Genomic DNA, 19,237 nt, shown 5'->3' with positions numbered 1-19,237 from the left:
GCAGCAAACACGCACCCCCCCCAGGCGACGGTCCCCGCACCGTCGCCTGTTTTATTGGCGCAACAGCCCCCCCCCGTTGCGCATCAAGTTTTGCCACAGGGTGACGTAATTCACAGCATCTCCGAAACAATTTCTTCAGGAGTTGCGCCATGCTCATTCAAAAAACCTCCCAATTTGACCTGGCGGCGGCTTACCAGAAAACGATCAGCCACGAGCGCAGCGAATCACTGCGCGCCTGGAAAAACGGTAACAGTGTTGAAATCTCCAGCCGCCAGAACGAAAGCGTCAGCCTGTCCGCCGCCGCGCGCTGGTCCATGCAGGCGGGGGCCAGCGACGCGGGCATGGCACTGTTGCGCCCTCCCTTGGCCGCCCCCGGCGCGCCCGCCTCGTCCCAGCAGGCCGCAGCGGGTTTGCTGCAAGGTGCCACCCGCCTCGCCGCCCCCACCCCGCCTCCCACGGCACCTGTCAACACACAAAGCAGCCCAACGGAAAACGTCGAAAATGTCGCTGAAGAAACCGAAGACTCCCCAAAAATTGCCTTGATCCGGCGTTTGATCGAAATGATCAGCGGTCAGAAAGTCGAGGTTTTCTCTGCCCGCGATCTGGAAAAAACACCCGCCGGCGAAGTGCTTTCCGGCGACAAAAGCCTGCAAGAGGCCAGTCAGGAAGCCGCCCAAAACGCCAACTGGGGCGCGGTGTATGAGGCGCGCGAGCGTTACGAAGAACACGAGAGCAGCGCATTTCGTGCGAGCGGCACGGTACGCACGGCCGACGGCCGGGACATCGCTTTTTCCCTGGAACTCAACATGAGCAGCCATTTCGTGCAGGAAAGCAGCTTCGTTGCCCGCTTCGGCCAGGCCACCAAAGACCCGCTGGTGATCAATTTTTCGGGTGGTGCCGCGCAGCTCACCGACCAGTTTTTCAAATTCGACCTCAAGGGCGACGGCCAGGAGGTCAACATTGCCGCCCTCGCCTCCGGCAGCGCCTATCTGTATTTCGACCGTAATCAAGACGGCATCGTCAACAACGGCAAAGAACTCTTCGGCCCGAGCACGGACAACGGCTTTACCGAACTCGCCGCGCTCGATGCCGACGCCAACGGCTGGATCGACGAAGCCGACCCCGCCTTCGCCCAACTCGGCGTCTGGCGCATGGCGGCCAACGGCGAAAGCCAGTACCGCAGTCTGAAAGACGCCGGCATCGGCGCGCTCGCGCTGGCCCACCTCGCCACCCCGGCCAATCTGCGCAGCAACACGATGCATCTTCTCGGCAATGTGCGCAGCAGCGGCGTAGCACTCACCGAAGACGGCCGGCCCCTGGCCCTACAGCAAATCGACCTGGTCGTGCGCTGATTCGCCAGCCCCCGCGCGCGGCCCGGTGCCGCCAGCGCTCATCATCGAGCATCTGGCCTACGACCCGGTCGAGGACAAATTCGACCTCGACATCTTCACCGCCGGCCAGAGCAAGCAGGATTTCAGCACGGCCGGCGACAAGCTCACGCGGCACATCTACGACTATGTGATTACGGATTCCGGCACCGAGCGTCAATTCGTCGAAACACTCGATAAACAGCGAGAAGTCGCGGCAGCCCCCGGCCCGCTCGGGCAAAACCTGGGGCTGCCTGCTGGCTGGGGGCTGCGCTCAGGCGGCGGCTTTTGTTGGCAAAGCGGCGACCAGCGGTGTCGAAACGACGGCGGTTTTTACTGCGCCTTTGCTGATCAGGCCCAAAGGTTTCCCCAGGGACAGGAGCGGGCGGCCGAAGAAATTATTGAGAAACACTGCGCCGGCTGCGTAAAAGCCCAGCAAAGAAATGGCCAGCTCGCTCCAGGCGGCCAGCATGCCGAAAAATACGGGGTTCACGCCCAGGATCGACAAGGCCAGAGAGGGCAGCAGAATGTTGATCAGCACCAGAATCACCGCAAACACCTTGTTCGCCTCGAACGCGGCCACCATGATGAAGAGCGAAAAAATAAAATAGCCGATGCAGGCAAAGGCCAGCTGTTTCGGGTCATAAGCGCCCCCCACCTCACCCAGCCAGCCGAGGCTGATCGCCCAGTGCATGGCGACCGCCACCCAGAACAGCCCGTAAGCCCCGAGCACAATGGCCCCAAAGTAGTTGTTTTTCTTGAAATCGATCATCGACGCCCAGATTTGCGCGACCGAGCCGAGAAACAGCGCCCAGGGAATCAGATAGGCGACGCCGCTCGTCCAGCCCATCTTGGCGGAGGCGGCAACAAAGGTCACCATGGACAAACCGAACACCCCCAAGGCAGTGGGGTCGGACATGGCCATGCGAGTTTCGATCACTTGCGCTTGCATACGTTCTCCTTTGCGAGGTGTTTGTTGGTTTGTCATGCTGCGCTGCATCAAACGCACGTTTGAACAGGCCTGGCCATTCTCCGTTACCCTTTCTGACACAATATGACCTGGATCAACAAAGGCATATTTATTTTATAAATCATTGTGTTACGTTTTATAAAACCTATTTTTCATAGTTAAACAATGCGAAATCGCCAATAGCGCGTAAGCCTCCAGCCGGCCCGCCCATTCGCGCTAAAATGCCGGCATGCACGCACCGCCTTCCCAACCCTGTCACGATTTGCTGCAGTCCGGCCTCGATCTGCTCGACCAAGGAATCAGCGTGTTCGACGGGGAGTTGCGCCTGGTGGCCTGGAATCGCCCCTTCCTTGAGCTACTCGACTTTCCCGCTGACTTTGCCGTGATCGGTCGGCCGTTCGCCGATTTCATCCGTTACAACGCCGAACGCGGTGAGTACGGCCCCGGAGATTGCGCAAAACAAATCGACGAGCGCATCGCTGCCGCGCGCAGTTTCAGCGCCCACGTCAGCGAGCGTCGCCGCCCCAATGGCAGCCTGCTCCTCTTGCGCGGCGAGCCCTTGCCCAACGGCGGTTTCGTCACGCTCTACAGCGACATCACCGAACAGCGCTATCTGGAAGATTTGAGCGAGCATCAAAACCAGCAGCTCGACGAGCGCGTGCGCCGGCGCACGGCCCAGCTGGAAAACGCCAATGCCCAGCTGCGCCGTGCCAATGCCGAAAACAGCGACATCGCCGCCGCCTTGAGCCGCAGCGAAAGCCGCCTGCGCCTGATCAACGACACCATGCCCATGCTCATCGCTTATCTGGATCAAGGGCAGATTTATCGGTACGTCAACAAGGGCTACGCCCAGTGGTTCGCCCACCCGGCCAGCGAAATCATCGGGCGCAGCGTGGCCGAAGTGGTGGGCGGCGACATTCATCGCCAAGTCAATGACGCCCTGCATCGTGCCTTGGCCGGTGAGCGTGTCAGCTACGAATACCGCATGACGCGCGGCGAACAGCACTGGCATGCGCACAGCACCTTGGTGCCGGAATTGGGGGCGGACGGAAAGGTGCTCGGCGTATTCGTTTTTTCGCACGACATCACCGAGCAAAAACGTATGCAGGCGGCGCTTTTACAGGCGCAGAAAATGGAAGCCATCGGCAGCCTCACCGGTGGCCTGGCACATGATTTCAACAACTTGCTCACCGTCATCATCGGCAATCTCGCGGCGCTCGAAGAACAGCAGGCCGCCAATGCCGCCATCAGCGATTTCGTCACCCCCGCCCTGCAATCGGCACGGCGCGGCGTGCAGCTCATTCGCCGCCTGCTGACCTATTCCCGGCAACAGCCGCTGGAACCGGCGGCGGTCGATATCAATCATCTCCTGCTCGACCTCGCCCGCCTGATCCGCCGTTCGCTGCCGGACAACATCAACCTGAGCACTCCCTCTGACAGCCACGATTTATTCGCCCTCGCCGACCCCGCGCTACTTGAAAGCGCTCTACTGAATTTCGCCTTGAACGCCCGCGACGCCATGCCGGGCGGCGGGCATTTGCAGATTTCCGCAGAAAACGTCGAACTACCGGCGGAGGCTCCGGAAACCGCCGAATTCGACGTGCCGCCCGGCCACTACATCAGCATCGCCGTGGCCGACGACGGCTGCGGCATGTCGCCGCAAGTGCTCGCACACGCCTGCGAGCCTTTTTTCACCACCAAGCGCCTGGGCCTGGGCAGCGGTCTAGGGCTGGCCATGGCGCAAGGTTTCGTACGTCAGTCGGGCGGCGGCATGCGCATTCGCAGCGAGCCGGAACGCGGCACGCAGGTCGAAATCGTGCTGCCGCAAACCAGCGCTCCGAGCCGCGCCGGCCTAGCACACAGCGGCAGCGCGCCCCATGCCGATGGTGCGCTCGTCTTGCTGGTGGAAGACGATAGCGCGGTGCGCCGCGTCGTGCGCCAGCAACTGATCGAACTTGGCCACCCGGTGATCGAAGCCGAAAACGCCGAACAAGCGCTCGCCATGGTCGAGCAAATCAGCGATATCGCCATCGTCGTCAGCGACGTGCTGATGCCCGGCAACCTCAATGGGCGGCAGTTGAGCGAGCGCATCCGGCATAATCGCCCCCACATGCGCATCGTGCTGGTCAGCGGTTATGCCGACGACACGCCCCGCGCCGGCGATCCGCCGGTGCTTGCCAAACCATTTTCCCGCCAGGATTTAGCACGCGCGTTAGCGCACAGCGCACAAACAGCCCATGAAGGACAACCCCATGAATGACAAGGACAACGGCAAGCTCATCGCCATCGTCGAAGATGATCCGGATATCGCCCGCATCATCGAACAGGTACTGGGTGACTTTGGTTTTCGCACCCTATGGTGCCGCAGCGGCAACGATTTATTGCGCCGCCTGCGCCAGAGCGCCCCGGTACTGTGCATCATCGACCTCGGCCTGCCCGACATGGACGGCATCGAGGCCATGCAAAAGGTACGCGCACAAACCGCCTGCGGCATCCTCATTCTGACCGGCCGCGCGCATGTCAGCGATCGGGTCATGGGCCTGGAACTCGGTGCCGACGATTACATGCTCAAACCTTTCGAGCCGCGCGAACTGGTCGCCCGCGTGCGCAGCATCCTGCGCCGGCGCGAAAATCTGCCGGGCGAGGCCGCTCGATCGATTGCGCGCTTTTCCGGCTGGCAGTTCAACCAAGCCAACAACACCTTGCGCACCCCGGGCGGCGAGGAAACCGTCCTGAGCACGGCGGAAGCAGAATTACTGCAGATTTTCGTCAAAAACCCCAACCGCATTCTCAATCGCGAAAAACTCATGGGCGGGCGCGACGACAACGCCAGTGACCGCGCCATCGACGTGCGCATCTCCCGCCTGCGGCGCAAACTCGAACCCGAAGCCGATAGCCCTTCCTTCATCAAAACCGTCTATGGCGCGGGCTATCTGTTCCTCGCCGAAGTCAGCTGGGAAGGGGATTGAGCGCGCCGAGCAGGTGATAAGCCAGCGGCCTTGCGGCCGGGGGCTTCACGCCTTGCACCGCCCCGAAGGGCGGGGTTTCCAAGCAAAGCCGGATACCCGTGAAACGCGTCGTTTCACTCATCCTTTCACTCGTCCTTTCACTCATCTTCTTCGCGCAGATGGAAATGGCTCGTCAGCTGTTGCTGCACGGCAGGCGGCACGACGGCGTAGCGGGAAAACTCGACGACATAACCGCCCGCGCCGCCGGTAAGCGATTTCAGGCGTGAGGAATAGTCCTGGAGTTCGGCCAGGGGGGCTTCGCCGCACACCGCCACCCGCCCCGGGCCGCGTGTATCCGTACCGGTCAGATGCGCGCGCCGTGCGCCGAGATCGCTCGACAAATCGCCCACAGCACTTTCCGGGCCGACGGTTTCTATCGTCACCAGAGGCTCCAGAATTTGTGGGCGGGCGTTTTTCACTGCTTCGATGGTGGCCTTACGCGCCGCAATGACAAAAGCGATTTCCTTGCCATCGACCGCGTGTGTTTTTCCGTCGAATACCGTGACCTTGATATCTTCAACCGGAAAACCTGCCACCACACCGCCCGCCAAGGCCTGCCGCACGCCTTTTTCCACCGCCGGAATGAACACCCCTGGAATCACGCCGCCTTTGATGGCATCGACAAACACAAAACCTGCTCCGCGCGGCAAAGGCTCCACGCGCACATGCACTTCGCCAAACTGCCCTGCGCCGCCCGATTGTTTCTTGTGACGATGCATGGCCTCGGCCTGCCCGGCAATGGTTTCTCGGTAAGCAATGGTCGGCGGGCGCGTCGTCACCTCCAGCTTGTATTGCTGCAGCATGCGTTCGAGTTTATTGGCCAGATGCCCATCGCCCAGACCACGCAGCACCGTTTCGTGGCTGTCTGGATGACGCTCGACGACAAAGGTCGGGTCCTCCAGGGCGAGTTTGACGAGCACATCAAAAAGACGTTGTTCATCGCCTTTTTTCTTCGGTGCCACCGCCAGCCCCACCATCGGACGCGGAAAACGCAAAGGAGCCAAATGAATATGGTCTTCATCGTGCGAATCGTGCAAAACGCTATCGAAAACGATCTCCTCGACCTTGGCGAGCGCCCCGATTTCGCCGGCAACAAGACGCTCCACCTCGCGCATCTCCTTGCCTTGCAGACGATACAAATGGGTTGCCTTAAACGGACGTTTGGCATCCCCCACAAAGAGTTGTGCGTCTTTCTTCAGCGTCCCTTGGTGCACACGAAAAGCACTCACCTTGCCCAGATAAGGGTCGACCTGCACCTTGAAAACATGGGCCAGAACATGGCGCTGCGGATCGGGCTGGGCGGCAAACGCTTCCACCGTCTGATCGGGAGCGCCGCGCAAAAAGGGCGGCGGATTGCCTTCACCCGGAGCCGGGGCCAGGTGCGCCAAAACATGCAGCAACTCCGGGATGCCCGCCCCGGTCTTGGCCGAAACGAAGAGCACAGGAATCAAATGCCCGGCGCGCATGGCCGCCTCAAAGGGGGCGTGCAAATCTTCCAGGGCGGGGTCGGCACCGTCTTCCAGATAGCGCGCAAGGAGGTTTTCGTCTTCTTCGATCAACTGATCGATCAAGGCACGATGCGCTGCCGCCACCGAAGCAAAATCCGTCTCGCCGTCGACCTGCTCCAGCACGTCGATCACCTGGGCCGCGCCCTGCGCCGGCAAATCGAGAAACAAACAGGCCGGGCCGAAACGCTCGCGGATGTTGGCCACCAGCGCCGGCAGATCGAGGTTGTCGGCGTCGATTTTATTGATCACCAGCATCCGGCACAAACGGCGCTCACCGGCGTAACGAAACATGCGCTCCGTCATGGCTTCGATGCCGTTTTGCGCATCGATCACGATCACCGCAGCATCCACCGCCGCCAGCGCGGCCACGGCTTGCGCCGCGTAATCGGGCGTTCCCGGCGTATCGATGCATTGCAAAAGCGCGCCCTCGTAAGGCAGGGAAAAAACCGCCGAATGAATCGAATGTCCCGCCGCTTTTTCCTGTGCCTCGTAGTCGCACAGGGTGCTGCCGCGCTCGATACTGCCTTTTTCCTGCAATGCGCCGCCGACAAAAAGGAGGGTTTCCGCCAGACTGGTTTTACCCGCCCCCGCATGCCCCAAAAGGGCCAGGGAGCGCAGTTGTTGCGGCTGATAAACGGTGTCTGCCTGCGATGCCATGTCGTTCTCCAAAAAGCCTCGGCAAAAGCGCCAAAGAATGATTCAGCGCATTTTCGCAGTTTCCGCCATCTCTGCTACCAGGCGTTCCGCAAAATACGGCCCCAGGGCGAGAATGACCACGGCGGCGAGCGCCAACAACACCAGAGCGGCGATCAGTTGCCAACGCGCCCGGCGAAATTCCTCACCGCTACGCCAGGCATACCAGAGCGGCCCGGCCACCGGCAGCAGCACAACCGGCAAGGCAATCCGCCAATGCTGCGCCAAGGCGGCCGGCAAGGTGTTGATATAACCGACCAACAGCAAGGTGCCGCCGCCGGCCAACAGCAGGGAAGTGACGAGTGCGAAAGCGAGAAAACTGTTATCCATCGGTCTTCATTTCGTTGGTTTTGGGTTGTTTTTGCGGCTTCTGCCAACCTTCCAAGGTCAGCTGTTTGGCGCGTGACACGGTGAGGGCATCCGGCGGCGCATTTTTCGTCAGCGTCGTTCCCGCCCCCAAGGTGGCACCGCGCCCAACGGTCACCGGAGCCACCAGTTGCGTGTCGGAACCAATGAACACATCGTCTTCGATGATGGTTTTATGCTTATTCACGCCGTCGTAATTGCAGGTGATGGTGCCCGCGCCGACATTGACCCGCGCGCCGATTTCCGCATCCCCGATATAGGCCAGATGATTGGCTTTCGATTGCCGGCCGAGGCGGCTTTTCTTGATTTCGACAAAGTTGCCGACATGCACCTCCGCCGCCAGATCCGCCCCCGGACGCAAGCGCGCATAGGGGCCGATGACCGCTTTTTCGCCGACCACCGCCTCCTCACAATGGCAAAAGGCCGCCAAACGCGCGCCGGCGGCGATCGTCACATTCTTCAGAACACAATAAGGGCCAACCTCCACCCCATCGCCCAATGTCACCTCGCCCTCAAACACACAACCGACATCGATGCTCACATCCTTGCCATGACGCAGCGTGCCGCGCACATCCAGGCGCGCCGGGTCACTCAGCCGCACGCCGGCCACCAGCAACTGTTCGGCGATGTTGCGCTGCTGACAACGTTCCAGCTCGGCCAGCTGCACCTTGCTATTGACGCCCAGCACTTCCCACTCCGCCGCGGGCTGCGCGGTGCGTACCGGCACCCCTGCCGCCACCGCCAGCGCAACGATATCGGTCAGGTAGTACTCGCCCTGGGCGTTATCGTTTTTCAGCCGCCCCAACCAGTCGGCCAGGCGCGCCGTGGGCATGGCCATGATGCCGGTGTTGATTTCGCAAATCGCTTTTTCTGCGGCGCTGGCATCTTTTTGTTCGACAATCTTGACCACCTCGCCCGCGGCATTGCGCACGATGCGCCCGTAGCCCGTCGGGTCAGCCAGATCCAGCGTCAGAATCGCCAGGCCATCGCGCCCGGCAGCGAGCAATTTTTGCAGCGTTGCCAAACGCGTGAGCGGCACATCACCGTACAACACCAGGGTTTGCTCCGCCGCACCCAACAAGGGCAAAGCCTGCGCCACGGCATGCCCGGTCCCCAGTTGCTGCGCCTGCTCGGCCCAGGACACATCCGGGGCCGCCAGAGCGGCCTGCACCTGCGCACCGCCATGGCCATACACCACGATCAATTTTTCCGGCCGCAAGGCACGCGCTGTATCCAGAACATGGCCCACCAAGGGCTTTCCGGCAATCGGATGCAACACCTTGGGCAAATCGGACACCATGCGTTTGCCTTGTCCAGCAGCAAGAATGACGATATTCATACGGCAACTTCAACGGTAAAAAAGATGCTCAGTATAACCGCAGGCCACCCCCCATCCGATGGCTGGCTTGCCGGAAAACAAACCAAAGTCATCGCAGCCGAATCACGGTCCGTCAAGCTGGCGAAAAAATGTACGGCTGCCGCCTGGAATCCCAAACACCTCGCCAAATTAGCGCCGCAACGAGGCATCGAGGGTTTGGCGAACGGGTGCCCCGGGGAGAATCGATGGAAAACTGGTAGCATGAAACCCATTCCCGGAAATGGAAAACTAGGAGCCAGCAGGAAATCCTCGTGGGTTTCCCGCTTGCCCACCCCACGACACTTACGACACTGGAGAAACGCATGTCCCGCCCGTTCAAAGTCCTCGGCATTCAACAAATCGCCATTGGTGGCCCATCCAAAGAAAAGCTCAAGACCCTGTGGGTAGAAAAACTGGGCCTGGAAGTCACCGGCACGTTTCAGTCCGAGCGCGAAAACGTGGATGAGGACATCTGCGCCATGGGCAAGGGGCCGTTCAAGGTGGAGGTCGACCTGATGCAGCCGATCGATCCGGAGAAAAAACCTGCCGTGCACGCCACCCCGCTCAATCACGTCGGCCTGTGGATCGACGATCTGCCCAAGGCAGTGGAGTGGCTCTCGGCCAACGGCGTGCGCTTTGCGCCGGGCGGCATCCGCAAGGGCGCAGCCGGTTTTGACATCTGCTTTTTGCACCCCAAGGGCAACGAGGAGTTTCCCGTCGGCGGCGAAGGTGTGCTGATCGAACTGGTGCAAGCCCCGCCGGAAGTGGTCGCGGCCTTTGCCAAACTGGCCGGCTAACACCGGCCCCAGGGGAAAGCCATGGTTTCCGGCGACGACGATCTCCACAACGATCTGGCCGCGACACGCAGCGCCCTGAACCCCATGCTCGATGCCATGGCATCCATCCTGCCTTGGGTCAGCCAAACCCAGAGCGCACGCTTTCCCCCGGAACTCAATAAACGCTGGCAGTCCGCCTGGTCAGAGTTTGCCGACACCTGGCAAGAACACGGCAGCACCGATCCTACCCGCTTTCGCCGCAGCGCCATGCTGATCATGAGCCTGGCGCTCGAAACTGCCGATGCTGACTGCCTGGCACTCGCCGAAAGTCTGGCCAGCGCCGCAGACCGTCTCGAACACCAGGCCGCCAATAACCGCCTGCACGCCAGCCTGCAAGCCCTGTGCGAAGTCATGACCGATGCCAGCGACAAGCACTTGCCGCAAGGCCTGGAGCATCCGCGTTTGAACGAGCGTTTGCGCCATTTCCGGGAACGCCTGGAAACTGCCTTGCGCCCCTCGGGAAAGCCCGGCGAACGCTCCGACGTGCTCGATCGCCTGTTCGTCGAAGATGCCGAGGAACGCCTCGCCCACATGCGTGAGGCGCTCGATGTTTTGCCCATCGACATCTACGGCATCGCCGAGGAATGCGAAGGGCTTATTGCGCACGCCGAACAAATCGAAATGTGGGGTATTTACCACCTGGGGCGTGGTGTGCACAACCTCAGCCTGCAACTCTACGACGCCAGCGAGGCCGACCAGGACCGCGCCGCCCACGCCATCCGCGCCCAGCTCGATTTGATCGAACAGGCGTTGCGCAGCATCGAGTGCTAAGGCCGCACATCTGCGCTTTACAGGTAGATTGCCGACGGGCGGCGTAGTATTACAATCAGAAACCACATAACACAAAAGGAATGACACCGTGCCGACGACACTGAGCAGCAAAGGACAAGTGACCATTCCCAAGCAGATTCGCGAAGCGCTTGGCCTAGCAACCGGTTGCGCCGTAGATTTCGCAGTCAATCGGGAAGGCGATGTCATCATTAAAAAAGCGAGCCCAAATCCGGGCTCAATACCCGACCGCTTTGAAGCCGCCCGCGGCAAGGCCGACGTCAAATGGCGCACCGACGATCTGATGACATTGCTGCGCGGTGAAAACTGATGCTACTGGTCGACACCAACGTCCTGGTGGATGTCCTGGAAAACGATCTCACTTGGGTGGACTGGTCGATTGCCCAATTACGCGCTCAATCAAAAATCCAAGGTCTGGCGATCAACCCCATCATTTATTCCGAACTGTCGCTAACCTTTACGAGCGCCGAAACGCTGGACGAAACCATCGCCGACCTTGGTCTGAATTTTCTTGAATTGCCGCGCCCGGCCTTGTTTCTGGCCGGCAAGGCTTTCATCCGCTACCGTCGCCAGGGCGGGACGAAAAACAATGTGTTGGCCGACTTCTTCATCGGTGCACATGCTGCCGTTGCAAGACTCCCCATCCTGACCCGGGACACACGGCGCTATAGCGCGTACTTTCCGGGTGTTGCGCTCATTGCGCCAAAAACCTCGGCGTGAAAAGGGAGGCCACGGCCTCCCTTTTTGTTTTGCCAGCGGCGTTCAGCGCGCGGCGAGTGCTGCGATGCGCGCTTCCAGCGGCGGATGGGTGGCAAAGAGGCTGCCGATACCACCGGCAATGCCGGAAGCCGCCATGTTTTTCGGCAGCGGCTCGGTGTGCAGGCTACCCAGGCGGCGCAAGGCGTTTTGCATCGGCACGGGCGAGCGCATCAGGCTGGCGGCTCCGGCATCGGCGCGGAATTCGCGCTGGCGCGAGAACCAGGCGACGATGATGCTGGCGAGGATGCCGAACACCACTTCGCAAATCATGCTGGTCACCATATAGCCGATGCCCGGGCCGCTGCTTTCGCTGTCGTTGCGGCGCAGGAAAGAGTCGACCAGATAACCGACGACACGCGAAATAAAGATCACAAAGGTATTCACCACGCCCTGGATGAGGGTGAGCGTCACCATGTCGCCATTGGCGATATGCGCTACTTCATGGGCCAGCACGGCTTCTGCCTCTTCCCGCGTCATGCTCTGCAAAAGCCCGGTCGACACGGCCACCAGCGAATTTTTCTTGCTCGCGCCGGTGGCGAAAGCATTGGGCTCGCCCTCATAAATGGCCACTTCCGGCATGGGTAAACCAGCGCGATCCGCCAGTTTGGCCACACTGTCAATCAACCAGACCTCGGTCGAGGAAGAGGGCTGGGTAATGACGCGCGCCCCGGTGCTCCATTTCGCCATGGTTTTCGACATCAAAAGCGAAATGAAGGAACCACCAAAGCCGATCACGGCAGAAAACGCGAGCAGGGCACCCATGTTCAAGCCGTTCGCGGTAAGGAATTTATTGACGCCAAGCAGACTGGTCACCACGCTGAGCACGAGCATGACGGCCAGGTTGGTCACCAGGAAAAGTACGATGCGTTTCATGACGAAACTCCTAGGGGAGAAAAAACGCAGCGATAGTACCGTAATTGGAATCCAGAAAAAAACGGAGCAGAATGGAAGAATCATTCGCTTTTTTCGAAACAAACAACCCCCGAGGCCGCACACCATGCTCAATTACAAGCACCTGCATTATTTTTGGGTCGTTGCCAAAGAAGGCAGCATCACGCGCGCGGCAGAGCGGCTGGGCGTGGCGGTGCAAACCATCAGCGGCCAGCTCAGCCTGCTCGAGCGCCAGCTGGGCAAAGCCTTGTTCATTGCCCAAGGACGGCGGCTGGTGCTGAGCGAAACCGGGCGCATGGCCCTGCGCTACACCGATCAGATTTTCCAGCTCGGCGAACAGCTGGAAGAAGCCATTGCGCAAGACGACAGCGGCCAGATTTTACGTTTGCGCGTCGGCATTTCCGACAGCATCCCGAAACTGCTCGCCTATCGCCTGCTCAGTCAGGCCACGGCCATCCCCGGCGATCTGCGCCTGATTTGTCTGGAAGGCAGTTTTGACAATCTGCTTGCCGACCTGGCCCTGCATCGCCTCGATCTCGTCCTGACCGACCGCGCCGCGCCGGCGACCGGCAATCTCAAAGTATTCAGCACGCACCTGGGGGAATTTGCCACCGGTTTGTTCGCCACACCCCGCCTTTTGCAGGGACAAACCGATTTTCCGCGCAGCCTGAACGATGCCCCTCTGCTCCTGCCGACACGACACAACGCGCTACGCGTGCGCATCGATCGCTGGCTCGATGAACAAGGCTTGAGCCCGCGCATCGTCGGCGAATTTCAAGATAGCGCCCTGCTCACCACCTTCGGACGCGGCAGCTTGGGCATCTTTCCCGCACCGCTCATCCTGCGCGAGCAACTGGCCAACGAGTACGATGCACAAATGCTCGGAGAAATGCAGGGCGTGGCCGAGCAGATTCACGCCATTTCGACCGAGCGCAAAATTCGCCACCCGGCCATCGAAGCCCTGTGCCAGATCGACGCCACGTCACCAAGCCTTACCTAAGGCCGACGGCGAGCGGGGCTATAATTGCCCGCTTTGCCGCTGCTTTCTTCCTCGATGATGCCCCTGCACAAATTCATTACCCTGGCCCTTTGCCTTGTCTTGCCGACCGCCCTTCATGCTGCCCCGGCGGCCCCCGCCGCGCCCCATGCGCCCACCAACATTGCCCCCGCCACCCCTCTTGCCCCAGTCCCCCCCGACTTGGCGGCGAGCGCCTGGTTGTTGATCGAGGTCGCTTCCGGGCAGACGCTGGCGGCAGAAAAAGCCGAGCAAAAACTCGAACCTGCCTCGCTGACCAAGTTGATGACGGCCTACCTCAGTTTCAGCGCGCTGCGCGACAAGAAACTGGCGCTGACGCAAGCCCTGCCGGTATCCGAAAAAGCCTGGCGCACCGGCGGCTCGAAAATGTTTGTCAAGGTCAATACGCAGGTGGCGGTCGATGACCTGCTCAAAGGCATGATCGTGCAATCCGGCAACGATGCTTGCGTCGTGCTGGCGGAAGCCATTGCCGGCAGCGAAGAAAACTTTGCGCAAATGATGAACCGCGAAGCCCAGCGCCTGGGTATGCAGCACACGCAGTTTCGTAACTCGACCGGCCTGCCCGATGCTCAGCACTACACCACGGCGCGCGACTTGGCCAAGCTGGCCAGCGCGCTCATTCACGATTTCCCAGAGGAATACAAACGCTACTACTCGCTGAAAGAATTTCGTTACGCCAATATCACTCAACCCAACCGCAACCGCTTGCTATGGACCGACCCCACGGTCGATGGCGTGAAAACCGGCCACACCGAGGCGGCCGGTTACTGCCTGATTTCCTCCGCCCTGCGCGACCGTCGCCGCCTGCTCTCAGTCGTGCTCGGCACCGCCTCCGACAAAGCCCGCGCCGCCGAATCGGCCAAGCTTCTGAACTGGGGTTATGTCGCCTACGAGCCGGTGCACCTCTATCCGCAAGGCCAGGCCGTGGCCACACCGCGCCTCTGGAAAGGGGCTAAAAATCAAGTTCCCGTCGGCTTCGACGAAGAATTCATCGTCGCCGTACCGAAAGGTTTGGGGGGGCAACTCAAAGCCGAGTATCTCCCCGCCGAGCGCCTGCTCGCCCCCATTCAGAAAGGCCAGGTCATCGGCCGCCTCAAACTGACCCTCGCCGGGCAGGCGTATGGTGAATATCCCGTCCGCGCCCAAGCCGACGTGCCGCTCGCCGGGGCGTTTGGCCGGGCCATCGACAGCATCAAACTCTGGTTCCAGTAATCTCCTCTTTGCAAAGTTCGCCGCCCATGTCTGACGCTCCCCCGCCCGAGACTTCATCCGAGACCTCCTCCGAGATCTCCTCCGATACCCTGCTCGAATTCCCCTGCGATTTCCCCATCAAGATCATGGGCCGCGCCGTCGATGAGCTGGCGCAAACCGTGCTCACCATCGTCTGCCAGCACGCCCCGGATTTCGACGGGGCCAGCATGGAAATGCGCAGCAGCTCGGGGGGCAACTACCTCAGCCTGACCTGCACCGTGCGCGCCACCTCAAAAGCCCAGCTCGATGCGCTTTATCTGGCATTGACTGCCCATCCTTTGATCAAGGTGGTGCTCTGAGGTGCATGAGCTGCCAGCCCCTACCCCCGACGCTGCAACAAGCGCCGGGAAGCAAGCCCTGCCACTTTTCTGCAAATGGCTGGGGCGCGCAGAGTACGCGCCCACTTTTGCCGCGATGCAAGAATTTACTGCCGCACGCAAGGAAACGACAGCGGACGAACTGTGGCTGGTCGAACACCCGCCCGTGTTTACGCAAGGCCAGGCCGGCAAAGCGGAACACCTGCTGCGCGACATTGGCATTCCCGTCGTGCCGATCGACCGTGGCGGCCAGATCACTTACCACGGCCCGGGTCAGATCGTGATTTACCTCCTGCTCGATCTCAACCGCCGGGGCTTGAAGGTGCGCGAACTGGTGCGCCATATCGAGCAGGCCATCATCGATTTTCTCGCTGAGCACGGTGTCAATGCCGAACGCCACGCCAATGCCCCCGGCGTTTATGTCGGTGCCGCCAAAATCGCCGCGCTCGGTCTGCGCATCCGCCGCGGCTGCAGCTATCACGGGCTTGCTCTGAACGTGGATATGGATCTCGGCCCTTTTTCCGCCATCAACCCCTGCGGCTACGCCGGCATGGCGGTGACGCAAACCCGCGACCTCGGGCTCGCCCTGACTCTGAGCGAGGCCGGCGAAGGTTTGTGTCGACATCTCCTATTACAACTGCACGCGCATGAGGCACCCCATGGCTGACATCAAAGGCATCAAGCAAAAGGGCGAACTGAAAACCGCCCGCATTCCGATCAAGATCGTGCCGGTCGATGCGCCGCTCAAAAAACCGGACTGGATCCGCGTCACTGCGGGCAACAGCGCCGGGCGTTTTGGCGAAATCAAAGCCATGCTGCGCGAGAAAAAGCTGCACACCGTCTGCGAAGAAGCCGCCTGCCCCAACATCGGCGAGTGCTTCGGGCGCGGTACCGCCACCTTCATGATTCTCGGCGACATCTGCACCCGCCGCTGCCCCTTCTGCGATGTCGGCCACGGCCAACCGCTGCCACCCGACCCGAACGAGCCGGCGCAACTGGCCGATTCCGTGGCGGCGCTGCGCTTGAACTACGTCGTCATCACCAGCGTAGACCGTGATGACCTGCGCGACGGCGGCGCACAACACTTCGTCGACGTGGTGCGCGCCGTGCGTGAGCGCTCACCTTCCACACGAATCGAAACCCTGGTTCCGGATTTTCGCGGCCGTATGGACGTGGCGCTGGAGGTGCTCGGTCAGGCGCTGCCCGATGTCCTCAACCACAATATGGAAACCGTGTCGCGCCTCTACAAGCAGGCCCGCCCCGGCGCGGACTACGCGCATTCGCTGGAATTTCTCAAACGCTTCAAGGCGCGCTATCCGCAAACCACCACCAAATCCGGCCTGATGGTCGGCCTGGGCGAAAACGACGATGAAATTCTCGAGGTCATGCGCGATTTACGCGCCCACGACGTCGAAATGCTCACCATCGGCCAGTACCTCGCCCCTTCCGGCCACCATCTGCCGGTCAGCCGCTACGTTTCGCCCGACACCTTCAAAATGTACGAACGCGAAGCCCAAAGCCTCGGCTTCACCGGCGCCGCCTGCGCCCCGATGGTGCGTTCGAGCTATTGGGCGGATCAGCAGGCGCACGCCGCGGGCGTCGCCGATTAAAATCACACCATGCTCACCCTTACCCTCAACGGCAGCCACCGCCAGTTCCCCGCGCCGCTCAGCATCGCCCAACTGGTCGACCAGCTCGGTTACACCGGCAAGCGCATCGCTATCGAAAAGAACGGCGAAATCGTTCCCAAGAGCCAGCACGCGGACACGCAACTGGCCGACGGCGACACGCTGGAAATCGTCGTCGCCGTCGGCGGCGGCTGATCTTTCTTCCCTCCTTTCCCTTCTCTCTCCGAAAACATGCACACCCTCACCCTCGCCGGCAAAACCTACCGTTCCCGCTTGCTGGTCGGCACCGGCAAATATGCCGATTTCGCCCAGACCCGCGCTGCCATCGATGCCTCCGGGGCCGAGATCGTCACCGTCGCCATCCGCCGCACCAACATCGGCCAGGACGCCAGCCAGCCCAATCTGCTGGACGCGGTGCCGCCGTCGCAATTCACCATCCTGCCCAACACCGCCGGCTGTTACACGGCAGAAGATGCGGTGCGCACGCTGCGCCTGGCCCGCGAACTGCTCGATGGGCATCCGCTGTGCAAGCTGGAAGTGCTGGGCGACCCGAACAACCTTTTCCCCAACATGCCGGAAACGCTGAAAGCTGCGCAAACCCTGGTCAAGGAAGGCTTCGCGGTGATGGTCTACTGCGCCGACGACCCCATTCAGTGCAAGATGCTGGAAGACATTGGCTGCATCGCGGTGATGCCGCTGGCCTCGCTGATCGGCTCCGGCATGGGCATCGTCAATCCGTGGAATCTGCGTCTGATCATCGACAACGCCCGCGTGCCGATCATCGTCGATGCCGGCGTCGGCACCGCCTCGGACGCCACCATCGCCATGGAACTCGGCTGCGACGGCGTCTTGATGAACACCGCCATCGCCCACGCCAAAGACCCGGTGCTCATGGCTTCAGCGATGAAAAAAGGCATCGAGGCCGGACGCGAAGCCTTTCTCGCCGGGCGCATGGCGCGCAAATACTATTCGGCCGATCCCTCGTCGCCGACCAGCGGGCTGATCGGCTCATGAGCAAGGACTTGCTGATCCACCCCGCCGCCGAGGGCGAAGAAGGCGAATACATGGCGGGCCGCCACGGCCATATCAAAAGCTATGTGCGCCGCGCCGGGCGCATGTCGGAAGCGCAGCAGCGTTATCTGGATGAAATGCTGCCGAAAATCGGCGTACCCTACCAGAACACGCCGCTCGATCTGAACGCCGTATTTGGCCGCGCCGCCCCGAAAATCCTCGAAATCGGCTGCGGCATGGGGGAAACCACCGCCAAAATCGCCGCCGCCCACCCGGAAAACGATTATTTCGGGCTGGAAGTTCACGTTCCCGGCGTCGGCGCGCTGTGCAAGCTGATCGCCGAAAACGCCCTCGGCAACCTGCGCATCGGCCAGCACGATGCCGTCGAAGTGGTGCGCGACATGCTGCCGGAAAACACACTGGCTGGCATCCACATCTTTTTCCCCGATCCCTGGCACAAGACGCGGCACAAAAAACGCCGCCTGGTTCAGCCGCCTTTCATCGCCCTACTCGCCTCGCGCCTGCAAAGTGGCGGCTACATCCACTGCGCCACCGACTGGGAAAACTACGCGCTGCAAATGCTCGACGTGTTAAGCGGCGAATCCAGCTTGGAAAACAGTGTCGCCAACCCGCCCCCCGAGGCGCTGCAACAGGCGCTGGAAGCCGACAGCACCGCCCATCTCGCCGGCTTTGCGCCGCGTCCCGCTTACCGCCCGCTCACCAAATTTGAAAACCGGGGACTGCGCCTCGGGCATGGCGTGTGGGATCTCGTTTTCAGAAAGCTGTAAATCATGTGGTTCAAAAACCTGCAAATCTACCGCCTGCCTGCGCCCTGGAACATCGACCTCGCCGCCCTCGACGAACAGCTGGCGCGCGGCGCGTTCTCGCCCTGCCCCAGCCACCAGCCCCTGTCACGCGGCTGGACGCCACCGCGCCCGGACGCCGGTCTGGTCTATGCCAGCCACGGCCAATGGCTGCTCGCCCTGACCACCGAACAGCGCCTGCTGCCCAGCTCGGTCATCAACGAAACCGCGCAAGAACGCGCCGAACAAATCGCCGGTGAACAAGGCTACCCACCCGGTCGCAAGCAGATGAAAGAATTACGCGAGCGCATCACGGAAGAACTGATGCCGCGCGCCTTCACCAAGAAAAACCGCACTTTCGTCTGGATCGACCCGGTCAATGGCTGGTTCGTAGTCGACGCCGGCAGCCAAACCAAGGCTGAGGAAGTCATCGAACATCTGCGCTTTTGCCTCGACGAATTCCCGCTCAAGCCCCTGCACACGCAAGGCTCGCCGCAATCGGCGATGGCCGACTGGCTGGCCGGCGGCAGCGCCCCCGCCGGTTTCAGCATCGACCGCGACTGCGAACTGAAATCGGTGGCCGAAGAAAAAGCCGCCGTGCGCTACGTGCGCCACCCGCTCGACGGCGACGGCATGGACGAACAAAT

At 61.2% G+C, this 19,237-nt stretch carries 21 protein-coding genes; 16 read left to right on the top strand and 5 right to left on the bottom strand.

The window, feature by feature from the left end; all coding sequences use genetic code 11:
- Positions 1 to 149 precede the first annotated feature (149 nt).
- Positions 150 to 1,352 carry a hypothetical protein gene (locus ACM62Q_RS06275; RefSeq protein WP_415034669.1) on the top strand — a complete coding sequence of 401 codons (1,203 nt, stop codon included), beginning with the start codon at positions 150 to 152 and terminating at the stop codon, positions 1,350 to 1,352.
- Positions 1,353 to 1,641: 289 nt separating this feature from the next.
- Here ACM62Q_RS06275 and ACM62Q_RS06270 read toward each other — a convergent pair whose 3' ends face one another.
- A complete protein-coding gene (locus tag ACM62Q_RS06270; protein ID WP_415034667.1) occupies positions 1,642 to 2,319 on the bottom strand; it encodes an acetate uptake transporter in 678 nt (225 codons plus the stop codon).
- Between the two features lie 247 nt (positions 2,320 to 2,566).
- Here ACM62Q_RS06270 and ACM62Q_RS06265 point away from each other — a divergent pair, with 247 nt between their 5' ends.
- Entirely contained in the window at positions 2,567 to 4,597 is a 2,031-nt protein-coding gene (locus tag ACM62Q_RS06265) for a PAS-domain containing protein (protein ID WP_415034665.1), read from the top strand.
- The gene (locus ACM62Q_RS06260; RefSeq protein ID WP_415034663.1) at positions 4,590 to 5,306 is read left to right on the top strand and encodes a response regulator transcription factor; all 717 of its coding nucleotides are present in this window, start codon (positions 4,590 to 4,592) and stop codon (positions 5,304 to 5,306) included. The genes ACM62Q_RS06265 and ACM62Q_RS06260 overlap by 8 nt, the downstream gene beginning before the upstream one ends.
- A gap of 137 nt (positions 5,307 to 5,443) precedes the next feature.
- Here ACM62Q_RS06260 and fusA read toward each other — a convergent pair whose 3' ends face one another.
- Genes fusA through glmU form a run of 3 tightly spaced genes read right to left on the bottom strand, consistent with a single transcriptional unit; the run spans position 5,444 to position 9,251 of the window.
- Positions 5,444 to 7,510, bottom strand: coding sequence for an elongation factor G (fusA, locus tag ACM62Q_RS06255; protein WP_415034661.1), 2,067 nt, complete (start codon positions 7,508 to 7,510; stop codon positions 5,444 to 5,446).
- 42 nt (positions 7,511 to 7,552) lie between these two features.
- Complete coding sequence (locus ACM62Q_RS06250) at positions 7,553 to 7,876, bottom strand: hypothetical protein (protein WP_415034659.1); 324 nt, start codon at positions 7,874 to 7,876, stop codon at positions 7,553 to 7,555.
- Positions 7,869 to 9,251 carry a bifunctional UDP-N-acetylglucosamine diphosphorylase/glucosamine-1-phosphate N-acetyltransferase GlmU gene (gene glmU / locus ACM62Q_RS06245; RefSeq protein WP_415034657.1) on the bottom strand — a complete coding sequence of 461 codons (1,383 nt, stop codon included), beginning with the start codon at positions 9,249 to 9,251 and terminating at the stop codon, positions 7,869 to 7,871. Before glmU ends, ACM62Q_RS06250 begins: the two co-directional genes overlap by 8 nt.
- A 341-nt stretch (positions 9,252 to 9,592) precedes the next feature.
- Between glmU and ACM62Q_RS06240 the strand changes: the two genes are divergently transcribed.
- The 4 genes from ACM62Q_RS06240 to ACM62Q_RS06225 all read left to right on the top strand — a co-directional run bounded on the left by ACM62Q_RS06240 (position 9,593) and on the right by ACM62Q_RS06225 (position 11,614).
- Positions 9,593 to 10,066 carry a VOC family protein gene (locus ACM62Q_RS06240; RefSeq protein ID WP_415034655.1) on the top strand — a complete coding sequence of 158 codons (474 nt, stop codon included), beginning with the start codon at positions 9,593 to 9,595 and terminating at the stop codon, positions 10,064 to 10,066.
- Positions 10,067 to 10,087: 21 nt separating this feature from the next.
- Complete coding sequence (locus ACM62Q_RS06235) at positions 10,088 to 10,876, top strand: hypothetical protein (protein WP_415034653.1); 789 nt, start codon at positions 10,088 to 10,090, stop codon at positions 10,874 to 10,876.
- Positions 10,877 to 10,964: 88 nt separating this feature from the next.
- Positions 10,965 to 11,204 carry an AbrB/MazE/SpoVT family DNA-binding domain-containing protein gene (locus ACM62Q_RS06230; protein WP_415034651.1) on the top strand — a complete coding sequence of 80 codons (240 nt, stop codon included), beginning with the start codon at positions 10,965 to 10,967 and terminating at the stop codon, positions 11,202 to 11,204.
- Positions 11,204 to 11,614 carry a type II toxin-antitoxin system VapC family toxin gene (locus tag ACM62Q_RS06225; RefSeq protein ID WP_415034649.1) on the top strand — a complete coding sequence of 137 codons (411 nt, stop codon included), beginning with the start codon at positions 11,204 to 11,206 and terminating at the stop codon, positions 11,612 to 11,614. The genes ACM62Q_RS06230 and ACM62Q_RS06225 overlap by 1 nt, the downstream gene beginning before the upstream one ends.
- A gap of 42 nt (positions 11,615 to 11,656) precedes the next feature.
- Here ACM62Q_RS06225 and htpX read toward each other — a convergent pair whose 3' ends face one another.
- Positions 11,657 to 12,526, bottom strand: a complete 870-nt coding sequence (gene htpX, locus ACM62Q_RS06220; protein ID WP_415034647.1) for a protease HtpX — start codon at positions 12,524 to 12,526, stop codon at positions 11,657 to 11,659.
- Between the two features lie 124 nt (positions 12,527 to 12,650).
- Here htpX and nhaR point away from each other — a divergent pair, with 124 nt between their 5' ends.
- The 9 genes from nhaR to ACM62Q_RS06175 all read left to right on the top strand — a co-directional run.
- Entirely contained in the window at positions 12,651 to 13,544 is an 894-nt protein-coding gene (gene nhaR / locus ACM62Q_RS06215) for a transcriptional activator NhaR (protein WP_415034645.1), read from the top strand.
- A 24-nt stretch (positions 13,545 to 13,568) separates the two neighbouring features.
- Positions 13,569 to 14,792 carry a D-alanyl-D-alanine carboxypeptidase family protein gene (locus tag ACM62Q_RS06210; protein ID WP_415034643.1) on the top strand — a complete coding sequence of 408 codons (1,224 nt, stop codon included), beginning with the start codon at positions 13,569 to 13,571 and terminating at the stop codon, positions 14,790 to 14,792.
- 26 nt (positions 14,793 to 14,818) lie between these two features.
- Positions 14,819 to 15,130, top strand: a complete 312-nt coding sequence (locus ACM62Q_RS06205) for a YbeD family protein (protein ID WP_415034641.1) — start codon at positions 14,819 to 14,821, stop codon at positions 15,128 to 15,130.
- Positions 15,131 to 15,188: 58 nt separating this feature from the next.
- On the top strand, positions 15,189 to 15,815 hold the full coding sequence (gene lipB, locus ACM62Q_RS06200; RefSeq protein WP_415034725.1) for a lipoyl(octanoyl) transferase LipB: 627 nt from the start codon (positions 15,189 to 15,191) through the stop codon (positions 15,813 to 15,815).
- On the top strand, positions 15,808 to 16,758 hold the full coding sequence (gene lipA, locus ACM62Q_RS06195) for a lipoyl synthase (RefSeq protein WP_415034639.1): 951 nt from the start codon (positions 15,808 to 15,810) through the stop codon (positions 16,756 to 16,758). Before lipB ends, lipA begins: the two co-directional genes overlap by 8 nt.
- 9 nt (positions 16,759 to 16,767) lie before the next feature.
- Positions 16,768 to 16,971: a sulfur carrier protein ThiS gene (thiS, locus tag ACM62Q_RS06190; protein WP_415034637.1), complete on the top strand. Its 204-nt coding sequence runs from the start codon at positions 16,768 to 16,770 to the stop codon at positions 16,969 to 16,971.
- A 36-nt stretch (positions 16,972 to 17,007) separates the two neighbouring features.
- Entirely contained in the window at positions 17,008 to 17,790 is a 783-nt protein-coding gene (locus ACM62Q_RS06185) for a thiazole synthase (protein WP_415034635.1), read from the top strand.
- Between the two features lie 50 nt (positions 17,791 to 17,840).
- Positions 17,841 to 18,575: a tRNA (guanosine(46)-N7)-methyltransferase TrmB gene (gene trmB / locus ACM62Q_RS06180; protein ID WP_415034723.1), complete on the top strand. Its 735-nt coding sequence runs from the start codon at positions 17,841 to 17,843 to the stop codon at positions 18,573 to 18,575.
- 3 nt (positions 18,576 to 18,578) lie between these two features.
- Positions 18,579 to 19,237 (top strand): recombination-associated protein RdgC (locus ACM62Q_RS06175; RefSeq protein WP_415034633.1); only part of this gene is annotated, 659 nt, incomplete at its 3' end.

It is taken from the genome of Azonexus sp., from assembly GCF_047638095.1.
Classification (GTDB): Bacteria; Pseudomonadota; Gammaproteobacteria; order Burkholderiales; family Rhodocyclaceae; genus Azonexus.
The sequence above is the reverse complement of the archived record's forward strand: the minus strand, read 5'-3'. Positions and strand labels throughout refer to the sequence as shown.